At 49.3% G+C, this 25,216-nt stretch carries 20 protein-coding genes; 14 read left to right on the top strand and 6 right to left on the bottom strand.

Features of this window, described 5'->3' with window-relative positions:
- Window positions 1–922: 922 nt before the first annotated feature.
- From TW77_RS06190 to TW77_RS06170, 6 genes are all read left to right on the top strand, one after another.
- Window positions 923–1,141 carry a M13-type metalloendopeptidase gene (locus TW77_RS06190; protein WP_046004082.1) on the top strand — a complete coding sequence of 73 codons (219 nt, stop codon included), beginning with the start codon at window positions 923–925 and terminating at the stop codon, window positions 1,139–1,141.
- A gap of 12 nt (window positions 1,142–1,153) precedes the next feature.
- Window positions 1,154–1,276, top strand: coding sequence for a hypothetical protein (locus TW77_RS25925; RefSeq protein WP_275041927.1), 123 nt, complete (start codon window positions 1,154–1,156; stop codon window positions 1,274–1,276).
- 384 nt (window positions 1,277–1,660) lie between these two features.
- A complete protein-coding gene (locus tag TW77_RS06185) occupies window positions 1,661–2,074 on the top strand; it encodes a VOC family protein (RefSeq protein WP_046004081.1) in 414 nt (137 codons plus the stop codon).
- 84 nt (window positions 2,075–2,158) lie between these two features.
- Window positions 2,159–3,532 (top strand): winged helix-turn-helix domain-containing protein, encoded by a 1,374-nt coding sequence (locus TW77_RS24155; protein ID WP_052713065.1) that lies wholly within the window; start codon window positions 2,159–2,161, stop codon window positions 3,530–3,532.
- 158 nt (window positions 3,533–3,690) lie between these two features.
- On the top strand, window positions 3,691–5,121 hold the full coding sequence (locus TW77_RS06175; protein WP_046004080.1) for a S41 family peptidase: 1,431 nt from the start codon (window positions 3,691–3,693) through the stop codon (window positions 5,119–5,121).
- 243 nt (window positions 5,122–5,364) lie between these two features.
- A complete protein-coding gene (locus TW77_RS06170; protein ID WP_046004079.1) occupies window positions 5,365–6,594 on the top strand; it encodes an MDR family MFS transporter in 1,230 nt (409 codons plus the stop codon).
- Window positions 6,595–6,816: 222 nt separating this feature from the next.
- Here TW77_RS06170 and TW77_RS06165 read toward each other — a convergent pair whose 3' ends face one another.
- The 4 genes from TW77_RS06165 to TW77_RS06150 form a co-directional block, all read right to left on the bottom strand.
- The gene (locus tag TW77_RS06165) at window positions 6,817–6,999 is read right to left on the bottom strand and encodes a hypothetical protein (RefSeq protein WP_046004078.1); all 183 of its coding nucleotides are present in this window, start codon (window positions 6,997–6,999) and stop codon (window positions 6,817–6,819) included.
- Between the two features lie 422 nt (window positions 7,000–7,421).
- Window positions 7,422–7,970 (bottom strand): hypothetical protein, encoded by a 549-nt coding sequence (locus tag TW77_RS06160; RefSeq protein ID WP_156158611.1) that lies wholly within the window; start codon window positions 7,968–7,970, stop codon window positions 7,422–7,424.
- Between the two features lie 8 nt (window positions 7,971–7,978).
- Window positions 7,979–9,481, bottom strand: coding sequence for a condensation domain-containing protein (locus tag TW77_RS06155; RefSeq protein ID WP_156158610.1), 1,503 nt, complete (start codon window positions 9,479–9,481; stop codon window positions 7,979–7,981).
- Window positions 9,482–9,522: 41 nt separating this feature from the next.
- Window positions 9,523–11,442 carry an AMP-binding protein gene (locus TW77_RS06150; RefSeq protein WP_046004075.1) on the bottom strand — a complete coding sequence of 640 codons (1,920 nt, stop codon included), beginning with the start codon at window positions 11,440–11,442 and terminating at the stop codon, window positions 9,523–9,525.
- A gap of 321 nt (window positions 11,443–11,763) precedes the next feature.
- Between TW77_RS06150 and TW77_RS06145 the strand changes: the two genes are divergently transcribed.
- From TW77_RS06145 to TW77_RS06130, 4 genes are all read left to right on the top strand, one after another.
- Complete coding sequence (locus tag TW77_RS06145; RefSeq protein WP_046004074.1) at window positions 11,764–12,789, top strand: fibrinogen-like YCDxxxxGGGW domain-containing protein; 1,026 nt, start codon at window positions 11,764–11,766, stop codon at window positions 12,787–12,789.
- A 245-nt stretch (window positions 12,790–13,034) separates the two neighbouring features.
- The gene (locus tag TW77_RS06140) at window positions 13,035–14,204 is read left to right on the top strand and encodes a PQQ-binding-like beta-propeller repeat protein (protein WP_052713064.1); all 1,170 of its coding nucleotides are present in this window, start codon (window positions 13,035–13,037) and stop codon (window positions 14,202–14,204) included.
- 163 nt (window positions 14,205–14,367) lie between these two features.
- On the top strand, window positions 14,368–18,129 hold the full coding sequence (locus tag TW77_RS06135) for an ATP-binding protein (RefSeq protein WP_046004073.1): 3,762 nt from the start codon (window positions 14,368–14,370) through the stop codon (window positions 18,127–18,129).
- 96 nt (window positions 18,130–18,225) lie between these two features.
- A complete protein-coding gene (locus tag TW77_RS06130; RefSeq protein WP_046004072.1) occupies window positions 18,226–18,606 on the top strand; it encodes a DUF4440 domain-containing protein in 381 nt (126 codons plus the stop codon).
- A gap of 39 nt (window positions 18,607–18,645) precedes the next feature.
- Here TW77_RS06130 and TW77_RS06125 read toward each other — a convergent pair whose 3' ends face one another.
- Window positions 18,646–19,830: a cellulase family glycosylhydrolase gene (locus TW77_RS06125; RefSeq protein WP_046004071.1), complete on the bottom strand. Its 1,185-nt coding sequence runs from the start codon at window positions 19,828–19,830 to the stop codon at window positions 18,646–18,648.
- A gap of 310 nt (window positions 19,831–20,140) precedes the next feature.
- Between TW77_RS06125 and TW77_RS06120 the strand changes: the two genes are divergently transcribed.
- The 3 genes from TW77_RS06120 (at window position 20,141) to TW77_RS06110 (ending at window position 23,310) form a co-directional block, all read left to right on the top strand.
- Complete coding sequence (locus TW77_RS06120; RefSeq protein WP_046004070.1) at window positions 20,141–20,782, top strand: glutathione S-transferase family protein; 642 nt, start codon at window positions 20,141–20,143, stop codon at window positions 20,780–20,782.
- A gap of 382 nt (window positions 20,783–21,164) precedes the next feature.
- Window positions 21,165–22,283 carry a UDP-galactopyranose mutase gene (gene glf, locus TW77_RS06115; RefSeq protein WP_046004069.1) on the top strand — a complete coding sequence of 373 codons (1,119 nt, stop codon included), beginning with the start codon at window positions 21,165–21,167 and terminating at the stop codon, window positions 22,281–22,283.
- Window positions 22,284–22,287: 4 nt separating this feature from the next.
- Window positions 22,288–23,310, top strand: a complete 1,023-nt coding sequence (locus tag TW77_RS06110; RefSeq protein ID WP_046004068.1) for a hypothetical protein — start codon at window positions 22,288–22,290, stop codon at window positions 23,308–23,310.
- Window positions 23,311–23,559: 249 nt separating this feature from the next.
- Here TW77_RS06110 and TW77_RS06105 read toward each other — a convergent pair whose 3' ends face one another.
- On the bottom strand, window positions 23,560–23,967 hold the full coding sequence (locus TW77_RS06105) for a hypothetical protein (RefSeq protein WP_046004067.1): 408 nt from the start codon (window positions 23,965–23,967) through the stop codon (window positions 23,560–23,562).
- A 479-nt stretch (window positions 23,968–24,446) separates the two neighbouring features.
- Here TW77_RS06105 and TW77_RS06100 point away from each other — a divergent pair, with 479 nt between their 5' ends.
- Window positions 24,447–25,196 (top strand): substrate-binding periplasmic protein, encoded by a 750-nt coding sequence (locus TW77_RS06100; protein ID WP_082078850.1) that lies wholly within the window; start codon window positions 24,447–24,449, stop codon window positions 25,194–25,196.
- Window positions 25,197–25,216: the final 20 nt, after the last annotated feature.

The raw sequence follows: 25,216 nt of genomic DNA, 5'->3' as shown, positions 1-25,216 counted from the left end.
CGGGCGCGTGGATTGAAACGAGTCGTCTCTACATGGATTGCGTGCGGTTGGTCGTCGCGTCCTGCACGGGCGCGTGGATTGAAACTGGTGGCTGGCACTGGACGACATTGAGGCCGGGGTCGCGTTCTGCACGGGCGCGTGGATTGAAACCCTGGAGTGGATCTGTTTGTGCAATGCTTCGGGTCGTCGCGTCCTGCACGGGCGCTTGGATTGAAACCGTTTCTTTAGAGTTGTTTTTAAGAGTGTCTTTTGTCGCGTCCTTCACGGGCACATGGATTGAAATATGTTTGTCGCTTTGTGTTACCGCGCATTTGATACGGATAAAAAGTGAGGTTTGTGGGTTAAACCATGAGAGTTCGGGTTAGGTATCTGATGAAGGGAGAGACTTTGTGCACACGTCATACCTGTATCATCGAGCAAAATGCGTAGGCAGTCACAGACGTCTTTGGTGAATAGGTTTATAGTGCAAAGCAGGGGTCGTAACACATTAAGATCTCACGGCCAGGGCACTTAAAAAGCAGGGAAGGGGAACCGAGTTCAGATTAGACAGAGCATCAGGCTGCGCATCGCGGCACAGCCTAGTATTCATATCAGGATCATTCAGACAGGTCTTTTTTGAGTGTGTATAAGGTGTAAGAAAAGACCCCCATTCCAATAGCAACAAGAATCAAACCAATAATTTGAACTGTACTCATAATTACCTCCTTAACAGGTCAAGCGATACCGACAAGCGTCGATAACCTTGTACTCATAATTGCAAAAAGGAACCAAAAAGGCAAGCTGGCTCCTTATTTGGAGGGACTGTGCGGGCGCGTGGATTGAAATACATCAGCTGAAATGATGCCGGGCATTTCATCCATGAAGCATCGCTCCTTCGGTCATCTCGATAATTGCTCCTGCATTGTTCTACTTCCCCGAATCCATGTGGGCCCATGACCTCACCTCAGCAAGCTGCGAAACGGTGTTTCGGTCTTGCTTCGCCCTTCACGGGCGCCTGAGCAACGCTTTTTTTATTGGCTTTGCGCAAAACTGGCGGACTAAAAAGCACGAAGCGGCGTTACGTCAGCGCTTGGTGACGGATGTGCATGCTCCGGAAGCGTTCCGTGCCAATGGCCCGCTGTCTAACTTTACGCCTTTCTAAGAGGCGTTTGTTGTGAAAGAAGGCGATAAGCTTTACCGGCCGCCGAGTGAGCGAGTAAAGATCTGGCAGTCTATTGATTCAAAGCATCAACCTGAAGCAACAGCCGCTGGTAAGGGTCTGGGGTTGTTGTTTTAACGAGTTTTAGCAAGCCCCAAAAAGCTGGCCATATTGGCTTAGCCTGCCTGCAAGCCCCCGTCATAGTGTTCACTAAATAACGCCCCGCACAAAATCACTTTCTGCAACTTTATCTGTTTATTTTCGCTGTTTGGCAGCGCCGTTTTCTTTGCGCTGAGCAAGACTGCACCCTGAGTAATATGTGCCAGCAGAAAATCATGGCAATCCGATCTGCAAAAACTTTAAAAAAACGCTTTACCTCAACTTAACTTAAGGTTTTATCTTGGCTGCACATTAAAAAAGGAGTCAGATTATGCAAACGTTTATGCTCACCAAAGCGTCTTTTACCGCGCAGTTACTGCGTACATTTAACACCACAATGCAGAATAAATAAGGAGCCGTATTATGTATCTGGAACATGTAAATTTAGTCGTTGACGACATCGAACAGGCACTCAATTTTTACCGGGCAGCTTTTCCACACTGGCATGTACGCAGCGAGGGCAGCGGCAGCTGGCACGGTAAGGCCAGAAACTGGCTGCATTTTGGCGATGATTACCACTATATTGCCTTTAGCGATCATGGTGAGGGCAGCAACCGTGAACTCACGGGTCATTCGGTGGGGCTGGCGCATTTTGCTTATGTGGTGCACTCGGTGGATGCGGTTATAGCGCGGCTCAACCAGGCCGGGTATCCGGTGGATAAAGACGGGGCGGAGCATCCGCACCGTAAAAATGTTTACTTTATCGATCCGGCCGGATTTGAGGTGGAATTCGTTGAATATCTGAGTGATATACCCGCTGAGCGCAACAGCGATTAGTCGAACGATAAATCGGTACGAGACTTTACAAAAAATTTACCTTATCATCGGTAGTCAGAAAGGGTTCTATCAGAGGCTGCCGGGATGGCGACGGTCAATATCATTCCCAAACCAGATTGGGTGCTTAATCATCAGCATCAGCAGTTGCATAGCAGTCAGCGGGTGATCTCGCTGGATGACAAGCAGTATGCACTGCTGACTTTGCTCATGACACATGCCAGCCAGGATGTGACAAAAGAGCAGATCTTCAATGCTTTATGGCCGGGCCGCGTGGTCAGTGAAGACGCCATTTATGTCACGGTGAATGGCTTACGCAAGTTATTGGGCGACAGCGTTAAGCAACCCAGGTACATTAAAACGGTGTCGGGTGTGGGTTATCGCTGGGTGGGTCCGCAAATCGGTGAGGATAAGCCACTGCTGCCGCGTTATCTGATACTCTCGGCGGCGCTGTGCTTACTTGGCGTGGTGTTGCTGGGTAGCCAGTTTAGTGCCTCCTCAGCGCCCAAGCCTATGTCGCCCGAACAGGCCGAAAACTTCAAAAAAGCCCGCTACCTGCTCAATAACGACCCCACTGCCATTGCGCAAAGTATTGCCCTGTTACAACCGCTGACGTTAACCCGCTCAGATCTGACAGAGCCACAAGTGTGGCTGGCGGATGCCTATTTGCGCCAGCTACTCGCCGATCCACAGCGTAATGCACGTAATCGCAACCGTGCTCATGCGTTGCTGACATCGGTTCTGGCCAAAATCCCGGAGCATGTACAGGCAAATCTGCTGATGGCACAGCTGATCATGCTCATCGACTTCGACCTTCACTCTGCCGGGCAGTATTTCAAAGCGGCGTTGCCCAGCGCGCAAGGGCATCACTGGTATGGTCAGTATTTGCTGGCACGGGGCGATTTTCAGGGGGCGCTTGAGCACATTGAGCAGTACCGTTTGTTAGAGCCCAATGGCTATTCCAGCGAGAGTGTGGCCTGGGTATACACTATGAGCCAGCGCCATGAAGCGGCGTTGAATGCATTGCTTAAATTGCAGCCCTACAGCGACAGCAACCGCTTTTATCATACCTGTTTGCGCACGGTCTACGAGCAGCTGGGTGAATACGATAAGGCATTTGCCGAGATGATATGGGTGATGCGGGATGCCGGTTACAGCCCGCAATTAATCGCGCAGGCTGAGTCGGCATTTAATCGCGCTGGCTTACCCGGCGTTTACCGCTGGCTGTTGCACGAAGATCCATTACGCGCAGAGATTGGTCATTACACCCCGCCCATGTCACTGGCGCGTTATGCCGTGATGGCCGGTGAGCGCGAGCTTGCTGTCACCTATCTGAACCAGGCGTTTGAGGCGCGTCAGCAGGCTATGCTATGGGCCGCGGTTGACCCGGTTTTTACCCCTTTGCATGACTATTCGCCCTATCAGAGTCTGATGCGGCAGCTACATTTGTCCGACAAATAGTGTCCTGGCTTGTGGCTGTCCGCGGACTGTCCGCTGTCCGTCCGTCAGGCAAGACTTAATCTACTATTCTTTTGATTTTTATGGGTTTATTTTCTGGCATGTAACGTGCAAATGTCAGTAAGTACAAAAACGATAACCATAAAATAAAGGAGTCAGGCATGTTTAACCAGTCCGCGAGCAAGTCAGTTCAGGAACCCAAACAAGCAACTAAAAGTATCACTGCGTTGGCCAGACGCAAATTAAACAGCGTACTGACCGGGGCTGTGCTCCTGATGACAGGGGCTCAGACTGCTGTGGCCGAGCAGACGTTGGGCCATTTCTCTGAGCGATACAGTGCTGAGCAAATTCAGGCGGATTTCGAACAATGGACGCACTGGGTGCACACCACGCACCCGGACCTTACGCACAGCATTGATGATATTGATGCATTCTATGCGCGCATCGACACCTTACGTGACACACTCAATAACCCTATGACGGGTGAGCAAGTCTGGCGTGAGTTTGCCAGCCTGAACGCTATGATGGCCGACGGCCACCTGAGCATAGATGATGGTTCGAACGCGCAGTGGCGACAATGGGTGGCGCAGGGCGCTAGGTTATTTCCGTTTGAAGTGGCTCTGGATGAGCAAGGGCTGCGCGTGGTCAGTGAACTAGGCGGCGTGCCGTCTGTTCACGACGGTAAGTACATTACACAGATCAACGAGGTGCCGGCCGCAGAGGTCGTTGCAACTTTACTCAAGCGGATAGAGGGCGATAATTATGCCTTTCGCAGCGCTTTACTGGCCCGCCGTTTCGCCATGACTTACCGGCTAATGTTCGGTGCAACTGACACATTTACGCTTACACTTGGCAGCGGCCAGACAGCGCAGGTAAAGGCGCTCAACACGGCGCCTAAAAGTATCAAACAACGCACGTTTGAAGACAACTTTAACCTGAAACTGCTCGATAATCAGCAGGCACTGCTCACTATTAAACAGTTTGGCTGGAATGAGCCTGAGGCCTATTTTCAGTTTATGGCCGAAGTATTCGAACGACTGAATAAAGCAAAGGTTCAGCACCTGCTGATCGACATTTCTGATAATACCGGCGGCGATGACGTGTACTGGAAACAGGGTATTTTGAAATACATTGCTACTGCGCCTTATCGCCATGGCTCGACTTATCAGGTGCGAATTTTGGGAAAATACCGTGACCCGGGCGAGGTGGTGGGCTCCGTCTTATCGGGAGAGCTGACTAAAATGACGCAGCCCGAAACAGACTCTGCCAAACTGTACAAAGGCAAGGTGAGTGTATTAACCGGGCCGCTGACTTACTCATCATCTGTGCTGTTTGCCAACACTGTTCAGGACTATGGCTTTGCAACTCTGGTGGGCACACCAACAGGCGGGCGCAGCTCGCAAAGCGGTGGGATCCAGTTTCTGACCCTCAAGCATACCGGCATACGTGCCATTGCTCCGCGTTTTATTCTGCACCGTCCGTCTGGTAAGCAGCAAATGACCCCGGTGCAGCCCGACCTGGTTGTCACTCAGCAGGGTCTGAGTAAAACGGAATTTGTGACCAAAGCACTGAGCGTAACCTACTCTCTGTAAGGGCAGGTTCTTTAAGGGCACGCTCTTTAAGGCTATTCCCTATGAAGGTAACAGCCGGTCTCGATTGACTCCCAACCTGTGCGGCTTCAACGGCCGCATTTTTCACCTTAAGCGCCAAGCCTTTTTTATTATTTGCACAATCTTGCGCAATAATATGAACAAACAGCGTGCGTTAAGCTTGACCTAAACTTAACTTGAGGAATTAGTCTGGCCACCACAAAAACAACGATAATAGGGATAAGTATGGATATAAGTAGTTTACCAGTGCAGCTTTCGCGCTTTACGCCGCTGGTCTGGGTGATGTTGATCGGCAATTTCTTTGTGCGCGCCAGTTACTATATGGTTTGGCCCTTTCTGGCTGTGATGTTGTACGAAAGTTATGGGCTCAGTGCCACTGAGGTCGGGCTGCTGTTAACCGGCTCGGCTACGCTGGCGGTGTTTTTGGGGTTTTATACCGGCAATCTGGCAGACAGGTTTGGTCGCACCCGAATGCTTTATGTCGCGGTGCTGGTGGGGGTGGTGTCTTTTGCCATGCTGGCGCTGGCCAATGCGTTATGGCTGTTTGCGGTTGCGGTATTTTTGGCCTGTATGCCACGTACCCTGTGGGAAGCACCCAGCAAAGCTTTGCTCACCGAAGAGCTGGCCAATCCCAAAGATCGCGAGCTGGCGCTGCACCTGTTGTACTTTCTGGTCAATGTGGGGGCGGCTCTGGGGCCACTTTATGGTTTATGGGCCGGGCTCAATGGTGAGCAGTTTAGCTTTATTTACACCGCCGTGTCTTACCTTGGCTTACTGGTGGCCCTGCTTTACTTCAGGCCCAGACGCGACGGCGCAACACCTGCTACACAGTCGGCGCCAAAATTTTCGCAGTGGCTGAAGATCCTCAATAAAGACCGGACTTTTCTGGTGGTGCTGGTGGCAACGACGCTGGTGTATTTTGTCTATGCCCAGTGCGATACCAGTCTGGTGCAGTACCTTACCCGCGCTGACGTTCCTGAGCTTGCCTGGTTGATTTCAGCGGTGATCATTACCAATTCCACGGTAATTATTGTCTGCCAGTTTCCGCTGCTGCATTTGATGCGTAACTGGTCTATTGAGCACAGGCTGTATCTGGGTGGCGCTATTCTGGCGGTGTCGCAAGTGATGATGGCTTTAAATGATGTTCACAATACCTGGGGCTGGATAGTAGCCATGATTGTACTGAGCCTGAGCGAAGCGATTATGTTCAGCAATATCAATGTGTATATCGACCGGCTGGCGCCCGACAACCTGAAGGCCAGCTATTTTGGCGCTGCGGGATTATGTTCTCTGGGCTATGCGTTTGCGCCCATTTTAGGCGGCCTGGTGCTGGATTTATCAACCGGTGTGATCTTGTTTGTACTGACAACCCTCACCTCTTTTGTGGCCCTGGTGTTTTATAAGATTGCCCAGCTACAGTTAAAAGGCGCGCCCCGTGCGGTGTCTGAAGTGTGAATAGACTGAGTGGTTACAGTGTGTGGCCACTTTGCTAAGTTTTTAGGAGACTTGGTTTAATAAATGAGGGCTTGGTGGCAACACAGGCTCAATGGATCCTGAATTAGGGAAAGATACAAAACGTGGCGATTAGATGAAGAAAAGCGGCGTCGAACTGATTAAACTGTAAACTCGATGACCGCTTTTTGTGTACTTTTTAAATGCAATTGCTGTGCAAAGTGATTAGGCGTCTACGCAACCAGTACCCGTACAGCCAAAGTTGTCAGTGTGACCATTACAGTATTTTTGCCAATCAGTGACTTCAATTTCAAAGCCACCAGCCACATTTGGCGTCTGTAATACAGGCAAGCGGTTAGAGTTTTTAGATAAGGTTTTGATATGGTTTTTATTCAGTTTTAGTTTCATTGTGATAAATCCTTTAGACTTTCATGATTTTGTGATTTCAGGTAGCAATTAATGCCAGCCATCATAAACAGGAGGCTTGTTACTTGTGTAAAACAAACAACACATCAACAATTTTAGTACATTGAGATAAAGGCATTGCCTTATTCGTCAGATTTGGTTCCATAATCTCACTCTGTATGAGTAATAATGCACACAAGAACTGTTAACAGCTGTCTCAAATCAAGGTATTACTTGTTGTAATATTTTGTCAATGTTAATTTAACATGCGCCGGCGTTGATTTTGTTAACTTTCATTTAATTATTCCCGGAGCGGGTTGTCAAATTGGGCGCAGATACGCTTGCCGGTAATCGAGCTTTAAATCAGTCTGACAGACAAGTGTCCGCCTAAATTGGCTTACTTATCTGGCAGACCTCGTCAACAATTACGCCTCGTAACACCTCAGTTCGCCGCCAGGTTTTGTGATGCTTAGCAGCTCTGAAAAGCGGGTTACCATGGCCGCTATCATCGCATCAGACAACGCGCCTGCCACGTAATGCCAGTGCATCACCAGGTCCTCACCGGATTGCACCGCCACAATATTGAGCGGCACCCGGCGTGAGACCCCCATATTTTTTATCACATCTTCCTGATCGCCGTGGTCTTCGGGTTGCAACTCAAAACCATCAAAGTCGAGCGCCAGTAGCTGATTACTGTTGGTGATGTAATTGAGCTTGAAGTAAGGCAGATACTCACTCAGTGCGGGGTCGGCAATAACCTGAGTGAACTCAGGCACGCATTCATTGTAGATTTTGGCCACTCCTGAGGCGACCGAGGCACTGAAATCGAGGGCGTCGTCGGGCTTAACCAGCAGCGGCGCGACTTTATACAGTGGTCCTATCATGTCGCGGGTTTCGCGAGAAGTACGGCCGGTAAAGGTGACTGCCATCAGGATCTCAGGGGTCATCAGGTGCGGCGAGAAAACCTCACACAAAGCGCCTATCAGTGACTGGATCTGGCTGACGCCGTTTTGGCTGGCAGCGTGTGCGAAAAAGCCAGGTAATGTGCAGTTTTGAGTGTGATATAGCGAGGGTGTCCAGAGTGCACCGTTGAGGTGTTTAAACTTAGGGTAAGGGGAATGGTGTTTAAACTCGGCCTGATAGTCGCTGACAATTTGCTGACCCTCAGCGCAGGAGAAGAAGCGTTGCTCTTCCAGGCATAGTCAAAAAAGTCCACCGACTCGGTATCGGGTTGGTTGTCAGCTTGCTGATCATAATAACGCTTTAGCTCGCCGATGATATTAATGTTGGAAACTGCATCGGTGATGATGTGATGAATATTCAACAGCAGATACTGTTGTTTGTTCCCTAAGGTAAGTAGTTGCGCATGAATAAGCTCGCCCTGCTCGAGGGCAAAGCGATGACTTTTTTGCTGACTACACAGCAGTTCCAGCGCTTCATGTGCGGCTTCGTGCGCCAGGTGGCTGAGATCAAGGTGCTCAAATGGGTTAACCACGTCGGCGTCATTGCTGCAACACCACAGTGTGTCGTCGCGCATTTCAAAGCGGCTGTTAAACAGGCCTGTATTGGACACCAGCCGGGCAAAGGCCTGACGCATTCGCTCGGGGCACACCGAGCCATGTACTGCAAAGCACTGAAACATATTGTACAAATTGCCCTGCTGCCACTGACGAAAAATATTACTTTGCGTGAATGTGGCAGGCGCATGCTTTTTACCCAGTTTTTTGACTTTCTGACTCGCTATAACGGTCGCAGGCGCGCTGGTCTGAGCCGTTCTAATATGGGCAGAAATGGCCGCGACGCTGGGGTGGGCAATAAAGTCGTCGGTATTCAGTTGCAGGCCAAAGGTTTCAGACAAGTGAGTCATATAAATAATGATACTCAGTGAGTCCATGCCACAGGTGCGCAAGTCCTCATCCAGAGTGTGCGGATGAACTCCGCATTTTTGCGCCAGTACCGCCAGCACCTGTTGTTCTATTTCGCTTGCAGGGTTGGCATGCTCTGCCTGCGTTGGGGCGCAAGTTTGCTGCATGTGCTCAAACTTGACCAGCAGCGCTTTGGTGTCGACTTTGCCGTTGGCGGTTCTGGGAAAGCACTCAAGGGGTACCAGGGTATCCGGAACCAGCCAGTTTGGTGCGTTGTCGAGCAGTGTTTGTCGAATGCTCAGGGCGGCCGCATCGTTGCGCTGACCAGATAAGGTGACAAACGCCAGCAAGCGCATCACGCCATGGCTGCGATAGGTTGTTGCACAGGCCTCTGCCACATCGTCGATGGCCATCAACAGTTTCTCAACGGTATTCAGATTCACAAACCGGCCGCGTACTTTAACCGAGTCATCCTCGCGGCCGCTGAACAACAGTCTGCCTCCGGGTAAGGTGATAACCCGGTCGCGGCTGTTGAAAAACAGGGCTGAGTTGGCTGGTACTGGCAAGTGAACAAAACGCTCGGCGCTGAGTTGCGGCGCCTGGATATACTCCAGTGCCACACTGGGCCCGCCGATATACAAGACTCCCTGGCTGTCACTATTCAGCTCCGCATTTTGTTGTATCGCCAGCCTGACATTGCAAATGGGTCGGCCAAATCATGGAGGCTGTGCTGGGTGACCACGTGTGTTTCGGCAGGCCCGTACTGATTGATTAACGTAGCACCTGAGCGGTTTAAAAAGGCACGCACCTGCTCGCTCATCACCATTTGCTCGCCGGATACAATGACCTGCTCCAGTGTGTCAAATGTGTGGGTACTAAAGCTGGCCTGCGCCGCCAGAATATGCAGCAGGCTGGGGGTAACTATCAGCCTGGAAATGTGATTGCTGGCAACATTGTCGAGAATATTAGCCGCTTCTTTGCGTACATTTGACGTGGTGAGGTGCAAAGTGCCCCCACAACATAGTGTGGTGAGTAAGGTCTGGATAGCCACATCAAACCCAAGCGCTGTGGTGTTCAGTACCTGAGTCGGTGCAGATAAATTAGGGTCCAGACGATGGTGCAAACACAGGTTCGCCAGGGTGCGTTGTGCCAGCATAATGCCTTTGGGCACGCCCGTTGTGCCGGAGCTGAACACCAGGTAGGCCAGTGAATCGAGGCATACCCCGTGGCTTTGTTCCTGCTCTGGCGCGCTGACGGGTGCATCAACGACAGACTCAATGGTCGCAACGTTAAACTGCCACTGTGGTGTGGTGGGTGTCTCTTCAACTGCGCCGTTTTTAGTTGCGTTAAACTGCAAGGTCTGCTGCGCGCCCAGATGCAATGCGTTTTCCAGCAATGTGGCAAGTTGTTGTAAATGCGTTGGGGCAATAAAGGTTGGGTTAGCACTGAGCATGACTTCCATGTTGCTATGCTCATTGTGCACCAGGTTCACAGAAATCGGGTGACTGTGATCCGATTGCACCAGCATTTCACTGCCAAGGTCGACGCCGTCAATATCCATCAAAGCGCCAGGGTTGAGGTAGTTGATCATCACATCGTATACCAAGGTGCGGGCGCTGGCCGACACCGCCGCGCATTGATTTATCTCACCAATGGGCACCTGACTTTTACGGAACAGTTGATTGAAGTCCCACTGCAGCGTCTTGATAGACTCGATAAAGGTTTGCCCGGCAGGTTTCACTATCTGTGGCAGCACTTTGGATGACATACCATAGTTGTGCTGATTGCGGCGCTGATTATTCAGCGCATATCCCACCACTACGGATTGGTTAAAATGATGCTGGTAAAACTTACCCAGCAGGTGAGCAATGTAAACATGAAAACCCACATTGTGCTGCTGACATAAACTGTGCAGTGCCTGTATCTGTGTGCTGGGCACCGAAAAGTGGGCGCTGAGGGTTTGCGTGCCGGCTTGAGCGGGCGGGATATAGTCAAACATAAAGTCGGGTAAGTCTTGCAGGTATGTTTGCCAAAATGCCAGGTGTCGGGCTGTGTGTTTGTGCGTATTGTGATAGCGCATTTGTGCCAGCTCGGTGGTTATCTCTTTGACCGACAAAGGTAACATGGCCAGTGCCTTACAAAACAGCCGGTACAGGCTGAGTCCGTCGAGCAAAATATGATGCGCAATGAGTACCACAAAGTAACCACCCTGTAAGGCAGGCCGCAGTGCAATGCGCACCAGGGCACCGTGCTCTAATTCAAATGGGCGCTGCTTAAACTGCTCGGCAAATGTCCGGGCCTGTGCCTTATCCGCAAGCGCCTGGGTCATATCCAAGTCCAGCTCGCTTTCACCGCACAGGTGGTTAAATACTAAGGTGATCTGCTTGATCAAGTCTTGTGGGCAGAAATCACCTTGCAGGTGAAACAAGCCTCCAATGTGGTATTTCAGCGTGTCGGGGTTCAGTACGCTGTCGGTGGCAATTTGTAGTTGCTCGTGAACCAGCTCATCGCAGCCCAGCTGCGAAATAACGCGAGATTTAAACGCGCTCAGGGCGCGTTGTTTGGTTGTTAAGTCATTCATTTCAATATTCCTTCTGTGGCGGTGCCCGTTTAGTGACTGCCTTCAGATCTTAGTCTTCTGGTCTGATGTGTCGTGAAACGGTGCCAAAATGTAGCCAAAGCGACTGTTCGCCTTGCTTGTTTTAAAGCTAGAAAGAAAATGCGCAAAGAATGTGAAGCGGTATAAATAAATTCATATTAATTTATTTTACCGACATAAAGCAGCTTTGGTGGCACTGTTGATTGAGTATGCTGAAGCAAGTTGATTGTTTAAGTCGAATAAGCTGGGTATGATTATTTCAAGCATAATGCTTTGTAATATAAAATAAAAAAGGAATAAAATATGGAAATACTAAGTACCAAGCTAGTTGCCACTGCGGCACTTGCATCGGTGTTCACAGCTCAAGCGGGTAGCATTATTGGTGATAATTCGAAACTTGAATTTGACCGTGTGCTAGATGGCCAGCTCATTGAGCTCGAAACTGAAGACTATGTTTTTGCGGGTAAGCTGAGTCACTTCATAGCTGAAAAATCTTCGTATGTTGTATCCGGCAATGTTTCGACCCAGGAAAAACTGATCCACTGGACTGCTACAGATAAAGTAACGAGTGAGATCCGCTACTTCACCGGGGCTTTAGTCAGTGACAAACAATACGCGGGAGTATGGTTCTCGAATACAGGCGAAAAAGGCGATTGGCAGCTTAAATCGAGCACACCGGGTTTGTATGCGTCCTGTAATGAAATCCTTAAAGCCGGAGTCAGCAATGGCGATGGTGTTTATGACATACTCAGCGGTGGCGAAACGATTTCTGTTTATTGTGATATGACGAACGATGGGGGTGGTTGGACCTTACTAGGTGCCTATGCCAAAAACACGCCGGGAGGCAAAGCACATATTTCTGAATATGCTCCCGGGCCGGGCACAGAAGCGGTAGATCCACAGTCTACCTGGTTGTTCCAGGGCGATCTGGGGCCATTTTTTGATGTAAGAGAACAAGTTGCCTGTAGCAGTGCTGGCTGTGCCGAAGGTAAAAGCGCTTATGGTACAAGCATGACAACTTTGGAGCTTGAAAATATCCGCTATTCATGGGGCTATGAAGACAGAGCGAGCTACATGCCAACTTATAGTGATGTGCCGGCTTGCAGACGCAGCTACGTCTCCGATGAGGTAGTCGAAGGATGTATGGGGCTCGACAAGCTAACCAGTGCAACCACGAAAACGGTTGTGGGCTGGCAAACTGATATTCATGGCACGATAGACTGTTGGGTAGCCCGTGGTAACTATGCCTCGAGCGCGCTCGGTTCGGCACGTTGCTTCCATCGCGGTGGTCCAGATGGTAGTCGCTGGGCGCTGCTCTGGATGAGATAAACCACTAAACATCGATATTTACCTCAGCAGGCACATCCTGGCAGGTTTGCTGAGGTTTCAACCTTACAAATTGCATCAGTTGTGCGCGCTCAATTCTATTTAAATCTCTTTTGCATGTCGTCAATTATTAAAAATAAGTAGTTTAATGAGTACTTTAAGGATCTTTAAGAAGGTTTCAGAGTGCTTTCAGGACTTTTTTAGGTGTTGTGCGCCAGGGTGATGGCAAATCACATAAGGAGAACACCATGAACGCAATAAATACACTGCAACAACTTGGACTGGCCAGTTTGCTGGTTGCCGGGCTTAGCCATGATGTCGCCCAGACGGCAATGGCTGCCAGTGGCGATTATCTGTTTAGTTATCAGGTTAAAGGAGAAAACTGGGGAGGCATTACGCTGCGCGACCACACCGCGTATTTTGGCAGTGACGATGGCCACCTGTACGCACTGAATGTTGAACAGCCCAAGCTGGCCTGGTCGTATAAAACCGCCGGCCTGGTGCGCTCCAGACCGACGATAAAACAGCATCAGATCTTTTTTAGCAGCGATGATGGCTATCTGTATGCGCTAAACCGCTGGCAGGGCAAGTTGCTATGGCGCACCAGTTTAAACGATGCCGATGTACAACGCATTCTGCCCGCCAATCACGCGCCGTGGGAGTTTGATTACACTAAATCCAGTGCTCTGGTTCAGGGTAATAAAGTATTTATTGGCAGCGGCGACGGTCATCTTTATGCCCTTGCCAGAACCTCCGGTGAAGTGCTGTGGCGCTTTAAAACCGAGGGGAAAATTCGCGCCACTCCCGCGCACCATCAGGGGCTTGTCTTTATCAGCAGCTGGGACGGCTCTGTCTATGCACTCAACAAACACACCGGCGCCTTAGTGTGGCAATACGAGACACAAGGCGCGCTGACGTCCAGCCCATTGATAGTAGACGATGTGCTAGTGATTGGCTCTCGTGACACCCACTTGTATGGTCTTGATCCGCAAAGTGGTGCGCTACTCTGGAAGCAGGCTTATCCGGGCGGCTCCTGGGTGGAGTCGTCGGCAACAGCGGCCGCAGATGGTGAGCATTTTTACATCGGCAGTTCAGATTCCAATTTACTCAATAAATTTCATGCCCGCAGCGGTGAGCTTACCTGGCAATTCGAAACCGGCGGCTGGAGCTGGGGTCAGCCAGTTGTTAAAAATGGCACTGTGTACATTGGCGCAACGGGCCATGATGAACCAGGCTGGTTTGAAACGCAGCGAGGCTTTTTTGCTGTAGATGGTCAGACTGGTCAGCAGCAGTGGCAGTATCAACCAAAAATGATCGATGGCTTTGTACACGGTGGTGTATATGGTGCACCGGCGGTGGGGTATGGCAAAGTGATTGTGCCAGACCTGGATGGTTATATTCATGTTTTTGAAGAGTAAAGAACGATAATAACAAGTGATCTAGAGCCCTGAATACTGATCTCAGGGCTTTTTCATACACACAAAATTGGCGTCAGATTTAGCCAGGCCGGGCGGGCGATGTTTTGCGCTAGGGCATATAGCAGACTACGCTTTGTGGGTTATCGACTGAAGAGTTCAGCTAATGAAAAGGCTTTTTTTCATTGGTGTGGTGATGTTATTTCTGACAGGGGGCGTCGGGTTTGCAGGTGCCTCGCCAGATCACGAGTACACCGCTTTGTTTGAAAAAGGGCAACGCCACTTCAAAAAGCTAGACACCAAAAAATGGCCTCTGTGGGGGGTCTACCAGATAGCACAGGATGAACGCGGCTTGATCTGGTTTGCCACAGACATGGGCATATACCGGTACGACGGACACACCTTTAAACCATTCAATCTGGATGTTGATGATCAGACGAGTATTGCCAGTAATCTGGTCAATGACTTCTGGATGGACAGCCAGTCGCGATTGTGGTTATCACACACCTCAGAAGGGATCAGCGTCTTCAATACGTTAACTGAATCTGCTGTTCGTATTAATGCCGAGAGTGCGCCGCCGAACGGTCTTACTGGCAATGGTGTGGTTGCTATTGAGGGGAATAATCAGGGCATCGTTGCGGTGTCTAGTACATCCGGACTGGACCTGATCTTTGAAGATAGTCAGGGGTTTAGTGTACACGCCGTTACCCTACAAAGTGAGTGCGGAGCAGAGTTTAGTGCTCAATACATACACACGCTGCACTGGCAAAATGCACAAACGCTGTGGGTTGGGGGTGATTTTGGTTTGTGTGAACTAACCACCGCAGGCAAGGCAAAGGCATATCAAGTACGGCAAATTGCAGCGCTTGCTGATCTGCCCGTCAGATCACTGACTTCAGATGAAGGAATGCTCTGGGTTGGCACGGCATCCGCGGGGATGTACCGTCTGAATACAGCAGAGGATACAGTAACTCAAATTTCAGATAGTGTATCTGAGGCCCCAGTGGAGGTTGAAGATTGGTTGCAGGTGTCTGACCAGGAAATATGGGCTGTTGCACTGCGCGTGGGCATTTTGGTGATAGACGCACAATCATTGCAGGTCAAAAGCATTATTCACGCAGAAGCGGGATTTGCTCATTCCCTGGCGTCCACTAATCCAAAGTCATTGTTTCGTGATGCCGCTGGCGTAACCTGGATATCGACTTGGGGAGATGGTGTGTTTACGCTTGATCCTGTACATACTGCGATCAGAAGGTTGGTTGCGGGTTCATCTCTTAGTAAAACGTTTAATACCAATAATATTCGTGCCATTGCGGCATTGAATGATGATTATCTGGCATTTGGCACAGTGGGCACAGGTATCACCCTGTATTCCTGGCAGGATAATGACTTTGTCTCCCTTAAAACCGCTACTGAGCTTGATACGGCCACCGTTTATACAATTCGCACTGGGCCTGGCGGACAGCTGTGGGCTGCCACAAATGTCGGGGTGTTTGTGATTGACTCGACGACACACAATGCAACTAAAATGCCCTGGCAATTTTCTGGCAGCGCCGTCAGACGCATTGCGTTTTCGACAGATGAGGCCTTTTTGAGTACCTCAGACCATTTGTTTCGCGTCAATCTGGGCGATTTTTCACTAGAAAAAATTGAGGCAATTAGCAATGAGGCCGCCTCATACAAAACATTTTCAAATGTGTTACTTACAGACTCGGAGGGTAATTTGTGGATTGCGTCGCGCGCGGGTTTGTACTTGCTGCGTAAAGGAGAGCAGGCCTTGCTAGCGGTTAATGAGGAAGCACAGACGGCGAGTGGGATTGGTAAAGCCGCGACCTTTGGGGTGGCCATTCACCCAAATGGTAAGTTAATCGTAACCAACGAGTTATTACAGGGTTTTTATTATTTGGACACCCAAACCTGGCCTGTTCAGGCCGAGCAGCTGCCGTCTGAGCGTGCAGATGTGCGAGCGGGCGCCAATATCTGGGTTGACCAGCAGCAGCGTATCTGGAACGACAGCAGCATTTATTATCCTGAGCTGTCTCGCTGGGACAATATCAATTCTGCCTTGGGATTTTATGCGCTGTGCTATGGCGAAGGCGGGCATCTGGTCTACCAAACCCTGTTGCTGATAGGCTGCCCGGATGGGGTGATCATGTTTGATACACAGCGGTGGACTCCGTGGATATTTCGCCCCAACATTGCCATTACTAGTGCTGAAGTGGATGGAGAGGCACGCATTATCAGTGAAACACAGTTAGACCTGCCGCCTGCTTCTAAAAACTTCACGATACAGTTCAGCGCATTGGATTATAAACAAACCGAAGAATTGAAGTACCAGCATCAACTGCGGGGGTTTGATGAGCAGTGGCAGGATACCAAAGAGCGTCGCGCGACCTACACCAATTTACCGCCCGGGGAGTATCAATTACTGGTCAAAAGTACCAATGCACTTGGGAACTGGGGAGAGGTAAAAAAACTTCTTCAAGTCAGACAGTTACCCGCCTGGTATCAGACTCATGCATTCTACCTTGGGTGCGTGTTGCTGTTGATGTCAGGGATCTGGGGTATCGTCAGATTCAGAGTGCGTCGTTTACAACAGCAGACACACCTGCTGAACAGACTAGTGAAAGACAAAACCCGCAGACTGGAACAATTGGCGGAGATAGGCAAAGAGCTCACCACATCTCTGGACCTAGACGAGGTAATGAACATGATGCATGAAAAAGTGACCAGTTTGCTGCATTGTGATGTTTTTTTAATAGCCGTGGTTGATCATGAACTGGACGAGCTGCGAGTTGCTGGCTGCTTTGAAGATGGTGTGCGTCAGGCAAGCTTTTCCTATCCGTTAGACGACTTGTCGCGTCCGGCCTGTTGGTGTGTGACACATAAAAAAGAGATATGTGTGCCCAGTCAGGACGCGCTTCAAGCGTTGTTGGGTCAGTCTCTCAAGCCCCCGGTGTTTGGCAGCCCGACCGAATCTATTATTTATATGCCACTTTGGCTGCAAGATGAGGTGATAGGCTGTCTCAGTGTACAAAGTCATCGTACAAAAGCGTTTCGTAGTGTTGATCTGCAAACGCTTGCGACCATTGCAAGCTATGCAGCTGTAGCGCTCGAAAATGCACAGGCACATGCCGATTTGATCAATGCGCAGGAGCGGCTGATAGAGTCAGAAAAGCTCGCCTCATTAACTCATGTGGTTACTGGTGTGGCGCACGAGATTAACACGCCGCTGGGGATTGCTTTAACCGCGATAACCGGACTGGGCGCGGGCGCGAACAGTATTTTGCAGAAACTGGAAGAAAATAAGATCAGAAAGTGTGACATCAGTGACTTTGCGCAGCTAAGTCTTGAGACAGAGTCACTGACACAAAGCTCACTGGAGCGCTGTTCGCGCCTGGTCCAGGACTTTAAAAAGTTGTCGGCAGAGCAAAGCGTATCGGAACCCAGAGAGATCCAGCTTAAGACATATCTACAAGAGCTGATGCAGGCATTTGAGTTCACTCTGGCGCAAAACAGTATTGCTGTTGAAGTCTTTGGAGATGACCCAAAACTGATGACTGACCCTGGGGTCATCAGCCAGATTATCGGCTGCTTAATCAATAATGTGGTTGCCCATGCCTTTGAGTATCAGTCGGACATACCCGAAGCACTGGACAAGCGTGTTGACATCCAGGTGAGCGCACAAAAAAGCCTAGCGACCATTATGTTTAAAGATAATGGCGTGGGTATCGACGAAGACATTAAAAAACAGATCTTTATTCCCTTTTACACCACTAAACGCGGCAGCGGAAACACTGGTCTGGGACTCAATGTCGTATACAACCTGACTAAATCCGCTTTAGGGGGAGAGCTTACGGTTGAATCAGAAGACAACATGGGCACGGCTTTTTTGATCACCATTCCGATGCGCGAGGCATCGGATTAATACGTTGTCCGATTTTTTGTTTGTTCAACCTTAACACGCAGCTTCAATGTCGGCCGGACGTTTGTGTATGACTGAATGAGGTTTATAGTGATAAAAATGGATATTTTGATAGCACAAGAAACTGAGCTACATCAGTATGAGACCCGGCAAAATCGTGATGCCATTAAGCGCCTGTTACATGCCGACTTTTCGGAAGTTGGTATGTCGGGCACCAGTTATACCTTTGAGTCCATTGTCACCATGATGAGCGAGGAATTGACTACGCACCTGCGTGTGCACGCGCAGAATTACAGCTGTGACAAGCTGGCACCGGATGTATACCTGTTGCGCTATCAATGCGCGTTGGTTGGCCAACAGGGAGAAGCCTGCGAGTTTGCAAAGCGCTGCTCCATTTGGGTGTTGGCGCAGGGCCGGTGGCAGCTTAAATATCATCAGGGCACGGCCTGCGCGCCCTTTGAATTGATAGTTGGATCTTGATAAAACGCTGCCTGTTAACTCACGGGCAGCACTATGCGACTATCTGCCTTCGCTGATCCAGCCTTTGACCCAGACTCCGGCTTCTTTAAGCTGACTGTCGACAAAATTCTGTGTGTTGCAGGTGCCACGTTGCCACACTGCACCGCTGCGAAAATCGTCGGAATAGTTCCAGTTGGTCCAGCTGATCTTTTTGCGTTTCATCAGGTCAATGTATTTTTGTGAACTGATGCGATCGTTCGGACCGTCGCCATCGTAATTTTGCGTGCCCCACTCACTGACAAACACGGGCAGTACATCAGAGGCCTGATCGAGTACCGAGCGGTGATAGTCTGTGTGTGATGCTGCATAAAAGTGGAAGGTATACATGATGTTGTCGAACGGGACAGGGTCGTTTAGCACTTCCTGGACGCTGCCGCCGGTCGATGCGCCGAAGGTGGACCAGCCATGGGTGCCTATCAGAATTAACGCGTCGGGCTGAATGGTGCGGATCACCGGGATGATTTGCTCGCTGTAGTGGCGCACTTCAGGCCAGCTGACATTATTGGGCTCATTGGCAATGTCATAAATCACGTTATTGCGGTTTTTGTTGGCAGTGACTATGTCGGTAAAGAACTGCCTGGCAAGCTCCAGGTTATAGTTCGGGTCACCCGGGTTGAGCTGATGCCAGTCTACCAGCACATATAAACCACGCTGACTGGCCATGTCGATCAGGGTGTTCATCTGTTGGGTAAAGCCCGCCGGATCGGTCTCAAAGCCACCTTCTTGCACGTACATGCTAAGACGAATAATATCGGCCTGCCAATCCTGGGCCAGCACATCCAGCGAGGCATCGGTTAAACATTTGTTTAGTCCATACCATTGCAGGCCATGGCTGCTCATGCCGCGCAGCTGGATTTTTTCTTGCTGCTCACTGCACAGCCCGGTGCCGCAGACGCTGAGTTTGCCATAGCGTTCAACCGGAGTAGGCTGGTTACCAGTGTCGCAGCGGCCAAGGTATTGCCAGGCTGAGCTGCTGCCAGGCTCCGAGCGGGTCCACCAGTTGGCGCGATAAAGCTTGCCCTGATGCTGCATTTTGTCATTGGTATTGGCATGGCTGGGATTGCCCTGCCAGTCTGTTTGTGTCCAGTCCGGGTAGGTGTTAACGCCCTGGCAGCTTGCCGCATAGGCCTGGCTGAATCCCAATCCGGCGGTCAGTGCAATGGCAACTAAGTGCTTGTTATTCATATTCGGTCTCCTTTACATGTGTTGGGTCCTGTGACGCGCCAAGCTCAATGAGTGCGCTCAAAACGTCACCGGACCCTATCCAACATAATGGAAAAACCGCACGCCAGGCTTAGACTTTAGTCTAATTCTGATCGTTAAGTATTGTTATTGGATGGAATTGTGTCATCGGCTGCTTTTCGCAAGGGTCCGTTGTGATGACAAGCGCTGCAGTTTTTGTCAGCCAAGCGGTTTTCTGATATTAGTATATGGACCGTGGTAGGAGCAATCGAGGTTTCTACTCTCTGATTAATAACAAAAACAAGGAACTGTCGTGAAACTGTATGGTCGCACTACGTCATTTAATGTCCAGAAAGCACTCTGGTTACTCGAAGAACTAAAGGTAAATTACACACATGTTGAGCTGGGCGGACGTTTTGGCGGCCTGGGTGATCCTGCTTTTACTCAGTTTAACCCAATGAAAAAGGTGCCGGTACTTGTTGATCAAGACAAGGCTGTGTGGGAATCCCATGCCATTTTGCGCTATCTCGCGGCCAGTTATGGCGATGAGCAGTGGTATCCTGCGTGTCCTTACCAACGCTCACTCTATGAGCGCTGGATGGACTGGTCGCAATGTGTGTTTCAGCCTGCTTTTATGGCCTCGTTTTGGGGTTACTACAGGATGCCTGCGGAAAAACGCGATATGGTTGCCGTGCAGCAGGCGCTCGATACCTGTACTGGTTGTATCAATAGCCTTGAGGCGCAGCTAAAAGGTACCGAGTATCTGGCTGGCAATACGCTGAGTCTGGCTGATATTACCGTGGGCGCTGTGCTTTACAGACTCACCTCACAAGGGTTAACCGTTGAGTTACCCCAGCGGGTCGGCCTTTGGTACGAAAAATTGAAGCAACGCCCCGGTTATCAGCGGTGGATCATGAGTGATTTTAGCGAATTAAAAGCGCGCGAATCTTACTAATAAAGGCAGCGACCTGGTATGTTATACCTTGGGCATCCTGATGGCTGCGGGTTTGGATAAGCTGATAGCAGGTTGCCAAAAACAGCGCCCACAACCGGCAAATTAGGTTAATTCTGTATTCTTATAACCTTTTACACAGGCTTGCTCTGTATTGAGGCAGCGCGTTTTTGATCTGGTTTCGTCTGTTTATTCATCAATTCAATAACAAAATTTTACGTGTTTTGTCTTGCTAATTCGAGGTTGTTTTGGCGGTGGAAAAATTCCTGCTAATTTAGGGACTATTTTGTCTTTTCCTCGGCGATGAATAATCATTTCTTCACTTTTTCTGATATAGTTTTGCCCTTACGATAGAGCCATGAACGATTCAAAAAGGCAAAATTTAATGAATGAAGCTCAATACGATTATCTGATTGTGGGTGCAGGCCTGTTTGGTGCTGTATTTGCCAGAGAAGCAACCGATCAGGGCAAGAAAGTCCTGGTGATAGATAAGCGCGACCACACTGGTGGTAATATCTACTGTGAACAGGTAGAAGGGATCAACGTACATAAGTACGGTGCGCATATTTTTCATACCAGCAACCAGCAGGTGTGGGATTACGTAAATCGTTACGTGTCATTCAATCACTATGTCAACTCGCCAGTTGCCAGACACGAAGACAAGCTTTATAACCTGCCTTTTAACATGAATACTTTTTATCAGCTGTGGGGCGTGACTACGCCAAAAGAGGCAAAAGAGAAAATTGCTGAAGCCCGCGCGCCGTATGCTGACTTAACACCACAAAACCTCGAAGAGCAGGCATTGTATCTGGGTGGTCGCGACCTGTACGAAAAGCTCATCAAAGGCTATACCGAAAAGCAATGGGGCCGTCCGGCCACTGAGATCCCGGCATTTATCATCAAGCGACTGCCGTTCAGGTTCACCTTTGATAACAACTACTTTAACGACCGTTATCAGGGGATCCCAATTGGTGGTTACAATGCCCTGACAGATGCCCTGTTTGAAGGCGTCGAAGTCAGAACCGGCGTGAACTACTTTGAAGATGCTGAAAACCTCAACAAGCTTGCCGACAAAGTACTTTATACCGGTAAAATTGATGAGTTCTTTGACTGTCAGTTTGGCAAGCTTGAATATCGTAGCCTGCATTTTGAAACGCAAGTGCTGGATGAGGAAAACTATCAGGGCAATGCAGTGGTGAATTACACCGAGCGGGGTGTGCCTTATACGCGTATTCTGGAGCACAAGCATTTTGAATTTGGTACCCAGGAAAAAACCGTGGTAACCAAAGAATATCCCCATGAGTTCAGTAAAGACAACGAGCCGTATTACCCCATTAACGACGAAACCAATAATGCGTTGTTAGCGCGTTATCAGGAGCTGGCAAAAACAGCCCCGTATGCCGATAAGTTCATTTTTGGCGGTCGTCTTGCCGACTATAAATACTATGATATGGACGACACCATTGAAGCGGCACTGGCATTAACCAGCAAGGAATTGGCATAACATCATGAGTCGTAAAGTTTATATCGCAAGAAACTACCGCTCTAAGTTTGATGCAGCCGGTAAGGCAAAGATGGACTGCGAGACCATTTTGCAAAACAACGGCTGGAAAAACATTGGCTTTAAGCAAACCTGGATAGCAAACTCAATTTTGGGTACGTTGATTAGTGCATTGGGTGTGAGCTGGGCGTTGCTGAGGTTGAAATCGGGCAGCACCGTGTGTTTGCAGTATCCGTTCAATAAGTTTTATGGCTACTGCCTGTGGGGCGCAAAGCTCAAAAACAGCAAAGTACTGACGTTAGTGCACGATGTGCGCAGTCTGAAAGGCAAATACGGCCATTCGGAAAAAGAGATCACCATGCTCAATAAATCGGATCAGCTGATTGTGCACAATGACAAGATGCGTGCCTGGTTTGAAGAGCAGAACATTCAGGCTGAAATCACTAATATTGAAGTGTTCGATTACCTGCACACAGATAACCCCAATGCCAAGCGCACACCGACTGATTACGATCAAATCCGTATTGTGTTTGCCGGTAACATGGGTCCATTTGTATATGAGCTGGATGCACTGGAGCGCGGCAACTTTAAGTTTGACCTGTATGGTGTTGGTTATGATGAGAAGAAAGTTAAAAACATCAACAATACCATGCTGGACTACAAAGGCTGTTTCCCGTCGGATCAAGTGATCGACCACATTGACGGTGACTTTGGCCTGGTCTGGTATGGCAACACTCTGGATACCTGTGATGGTGTAACCGGTCAGTATCTTAAGTACAACAACCCCCATAAACTGTCTTTGTATTTGTTGTGTGACATGCCGATCATCATCTGGGACAAAGCGGCAATGGCCGACTTTGTTGAAGAGCAGGGAATTGGTTTTAAGGTCAGCTCATTGCGTGATATTAAAACCCGTCTGGCAGAGCTCACGCCTGAGCAAATCGATCAGATGAAGCAGAATGTTCAGAGAGTAAAAACCGATGTGCAGTCGGGACAGTACCTGAGCCGTGCTCTGGAGCGATTGGTATAAAAGTTTACTGCGTGGGCCGGCCTGCGCAGTAACTCCCCGCATATTAAAAGTCGGCTTAAGCGACTTTCTTTGCGTTCATCATATCTCTTCTACGTACTTCTACTGGTGAGCGGAGTTTATCAACTGGATTGGTCAGTTGGTTTGCCAACAAAAAAAGGCCGCACGTCGGCGGCCAGAGGTCAGTATTGCACCCTCGCTGTCCTTGCGAGCATGCAGACTGAAAGCGTAACGCTGTTGATTTGGTTTATATTAATACACGGTCACATACTTAACGTTGACTGCCCCTTCGTGAAATAACTGATTGAACTGGTGATAATCAATGTCGATTTTGACCAGGGCATAGTCGGTTTCCAGTGAGTAATCGCCTCCCACTGAACGTGAATACGTGCATTCTGCCTGCGCGTAAAGGTACACAGGCGACGCGGGTTGTACAAAGTAGTTGATCACATGCTGGTTGCATGACTGGAACTGATATCCAGCTTCCAGCAATTGACCTTTTATCTCCTGATATTGACGGCCATATTCAATGACCTCATTGACGCTGCTGTACCCGGCGCGCTCAGGTACCTGCTCGGCTGAAGCCGCCGCCGGTGTGGCATTGGCAAGTGCTGATGTGCTGGCGAGTGAGAGTAAAGAAACAAGTAACGCATTTTTCATAATTAAACTTCCTTTTTGCTATAAAACGCTGTGACCGGGCGCAAAAAATCAAGGGAAACCCTTCGCCTTCAGCCACAGCAGACGACAATGGCACAGTGTTTGATGCCGTGCCCTTTAACTCATGGTGGTACATTATCATGAAACTTATGTTTCGATAAATAGACGAAATAAAGAAAGTTTTATTTATTTAAATTTATTTTTGTGCAAAATCCATTCAATTTAACATGGTTTATTGACTTTTATAGATTGTAAGTGAGTGCTTGCTATTAACGCCTGACTTTAATATGAATATTTTCATTGGCTGGTTCTTTTTTCTTATTCGGATAACTTGAATATCCGATGTTCGGGTAACAATTTATTTATAATCCTTTGCCTAAGCGCGTTGCTTAACTAAGCTTAAGATCTGTCCCGCTGCAAAGTGCAAACCATGAGTCAAGATACCTGGCAAACTAAACAGGCGTTAAACCGGAATAGCGGTAATGCGTAGCCTGAAACGATGCTTTTTGTTGCTGTGTGTTTTTCTGACCGCAGGCGCTGAGGCTGCGCGTTATTCCGTGCTGGTGTATCACGGGGCAAACCCACCTTATAACTATCTGGAGGGCTCAGAGCAGGCTGGCATTTTTAAGGACATTTTTATTCGCCTTGGTGAATTGACGGGGCATGAATTTGAGTTTGTACCACTATCTGTTGCTCGTGGCCACAAATCGTTTGAATCTGGTGAGGTTGATATTGAACCGGGCGTGAACTCCAGCTGGCGGCAAAGCTCCAGAGTGCCGGGTATTTACAGCATTGATTATGCCTTTTCTCGCGAGGTTGTTCTGGGTCGCAAAGACGCGCGGGCCTATCAGCAACCCGAAGCCTTTTATGGCAAAGTGATGGGGCGTGTACGTGGCTACCGTTATGGGCCGTTTGAGCGCCACTTTGGCACCGGGAAAATAGCCGTCTACGATAACATTTCGGAGCGGGAGCTACTGGTGCAATTGGCACACACCCGTCTGGATTACATCATGATTGGTGATGTCACCGCTGCATACTATATTGCGACAAACCCTGCTTACCGCGGCTTTAAGGAAGTATACGAGATCAGCAAGTTGCCGGTGTCTATGCGTATTCAGCCCAGCAATACTCAGCTTAAGCAGGAAATTGACCTGGCGCTCAAGCATATGCTGGAGCAAGGTGAAATCGCCCGGATTTACCTTAAATATGGCATTGAAATGCTGCCCTTTTGAGTTTCACCTGCTTGCTAATC

Origin of the sequence: Pseudoalteromonas rubra (assembly GCF_000967655.1) — a bacterium.
Lineage (GTDB): Bacteria > Pseudomonadota > Gammaproteobacteria > Enterobacterales > Alteromonadaceae > Pseudoalteromonas > Pseudoalteromonas rubra_A.
Note: the sequence above shows the minus strand (reverse complement) of the source record. Positions and strands in the feature narration are given on the sequence as shown.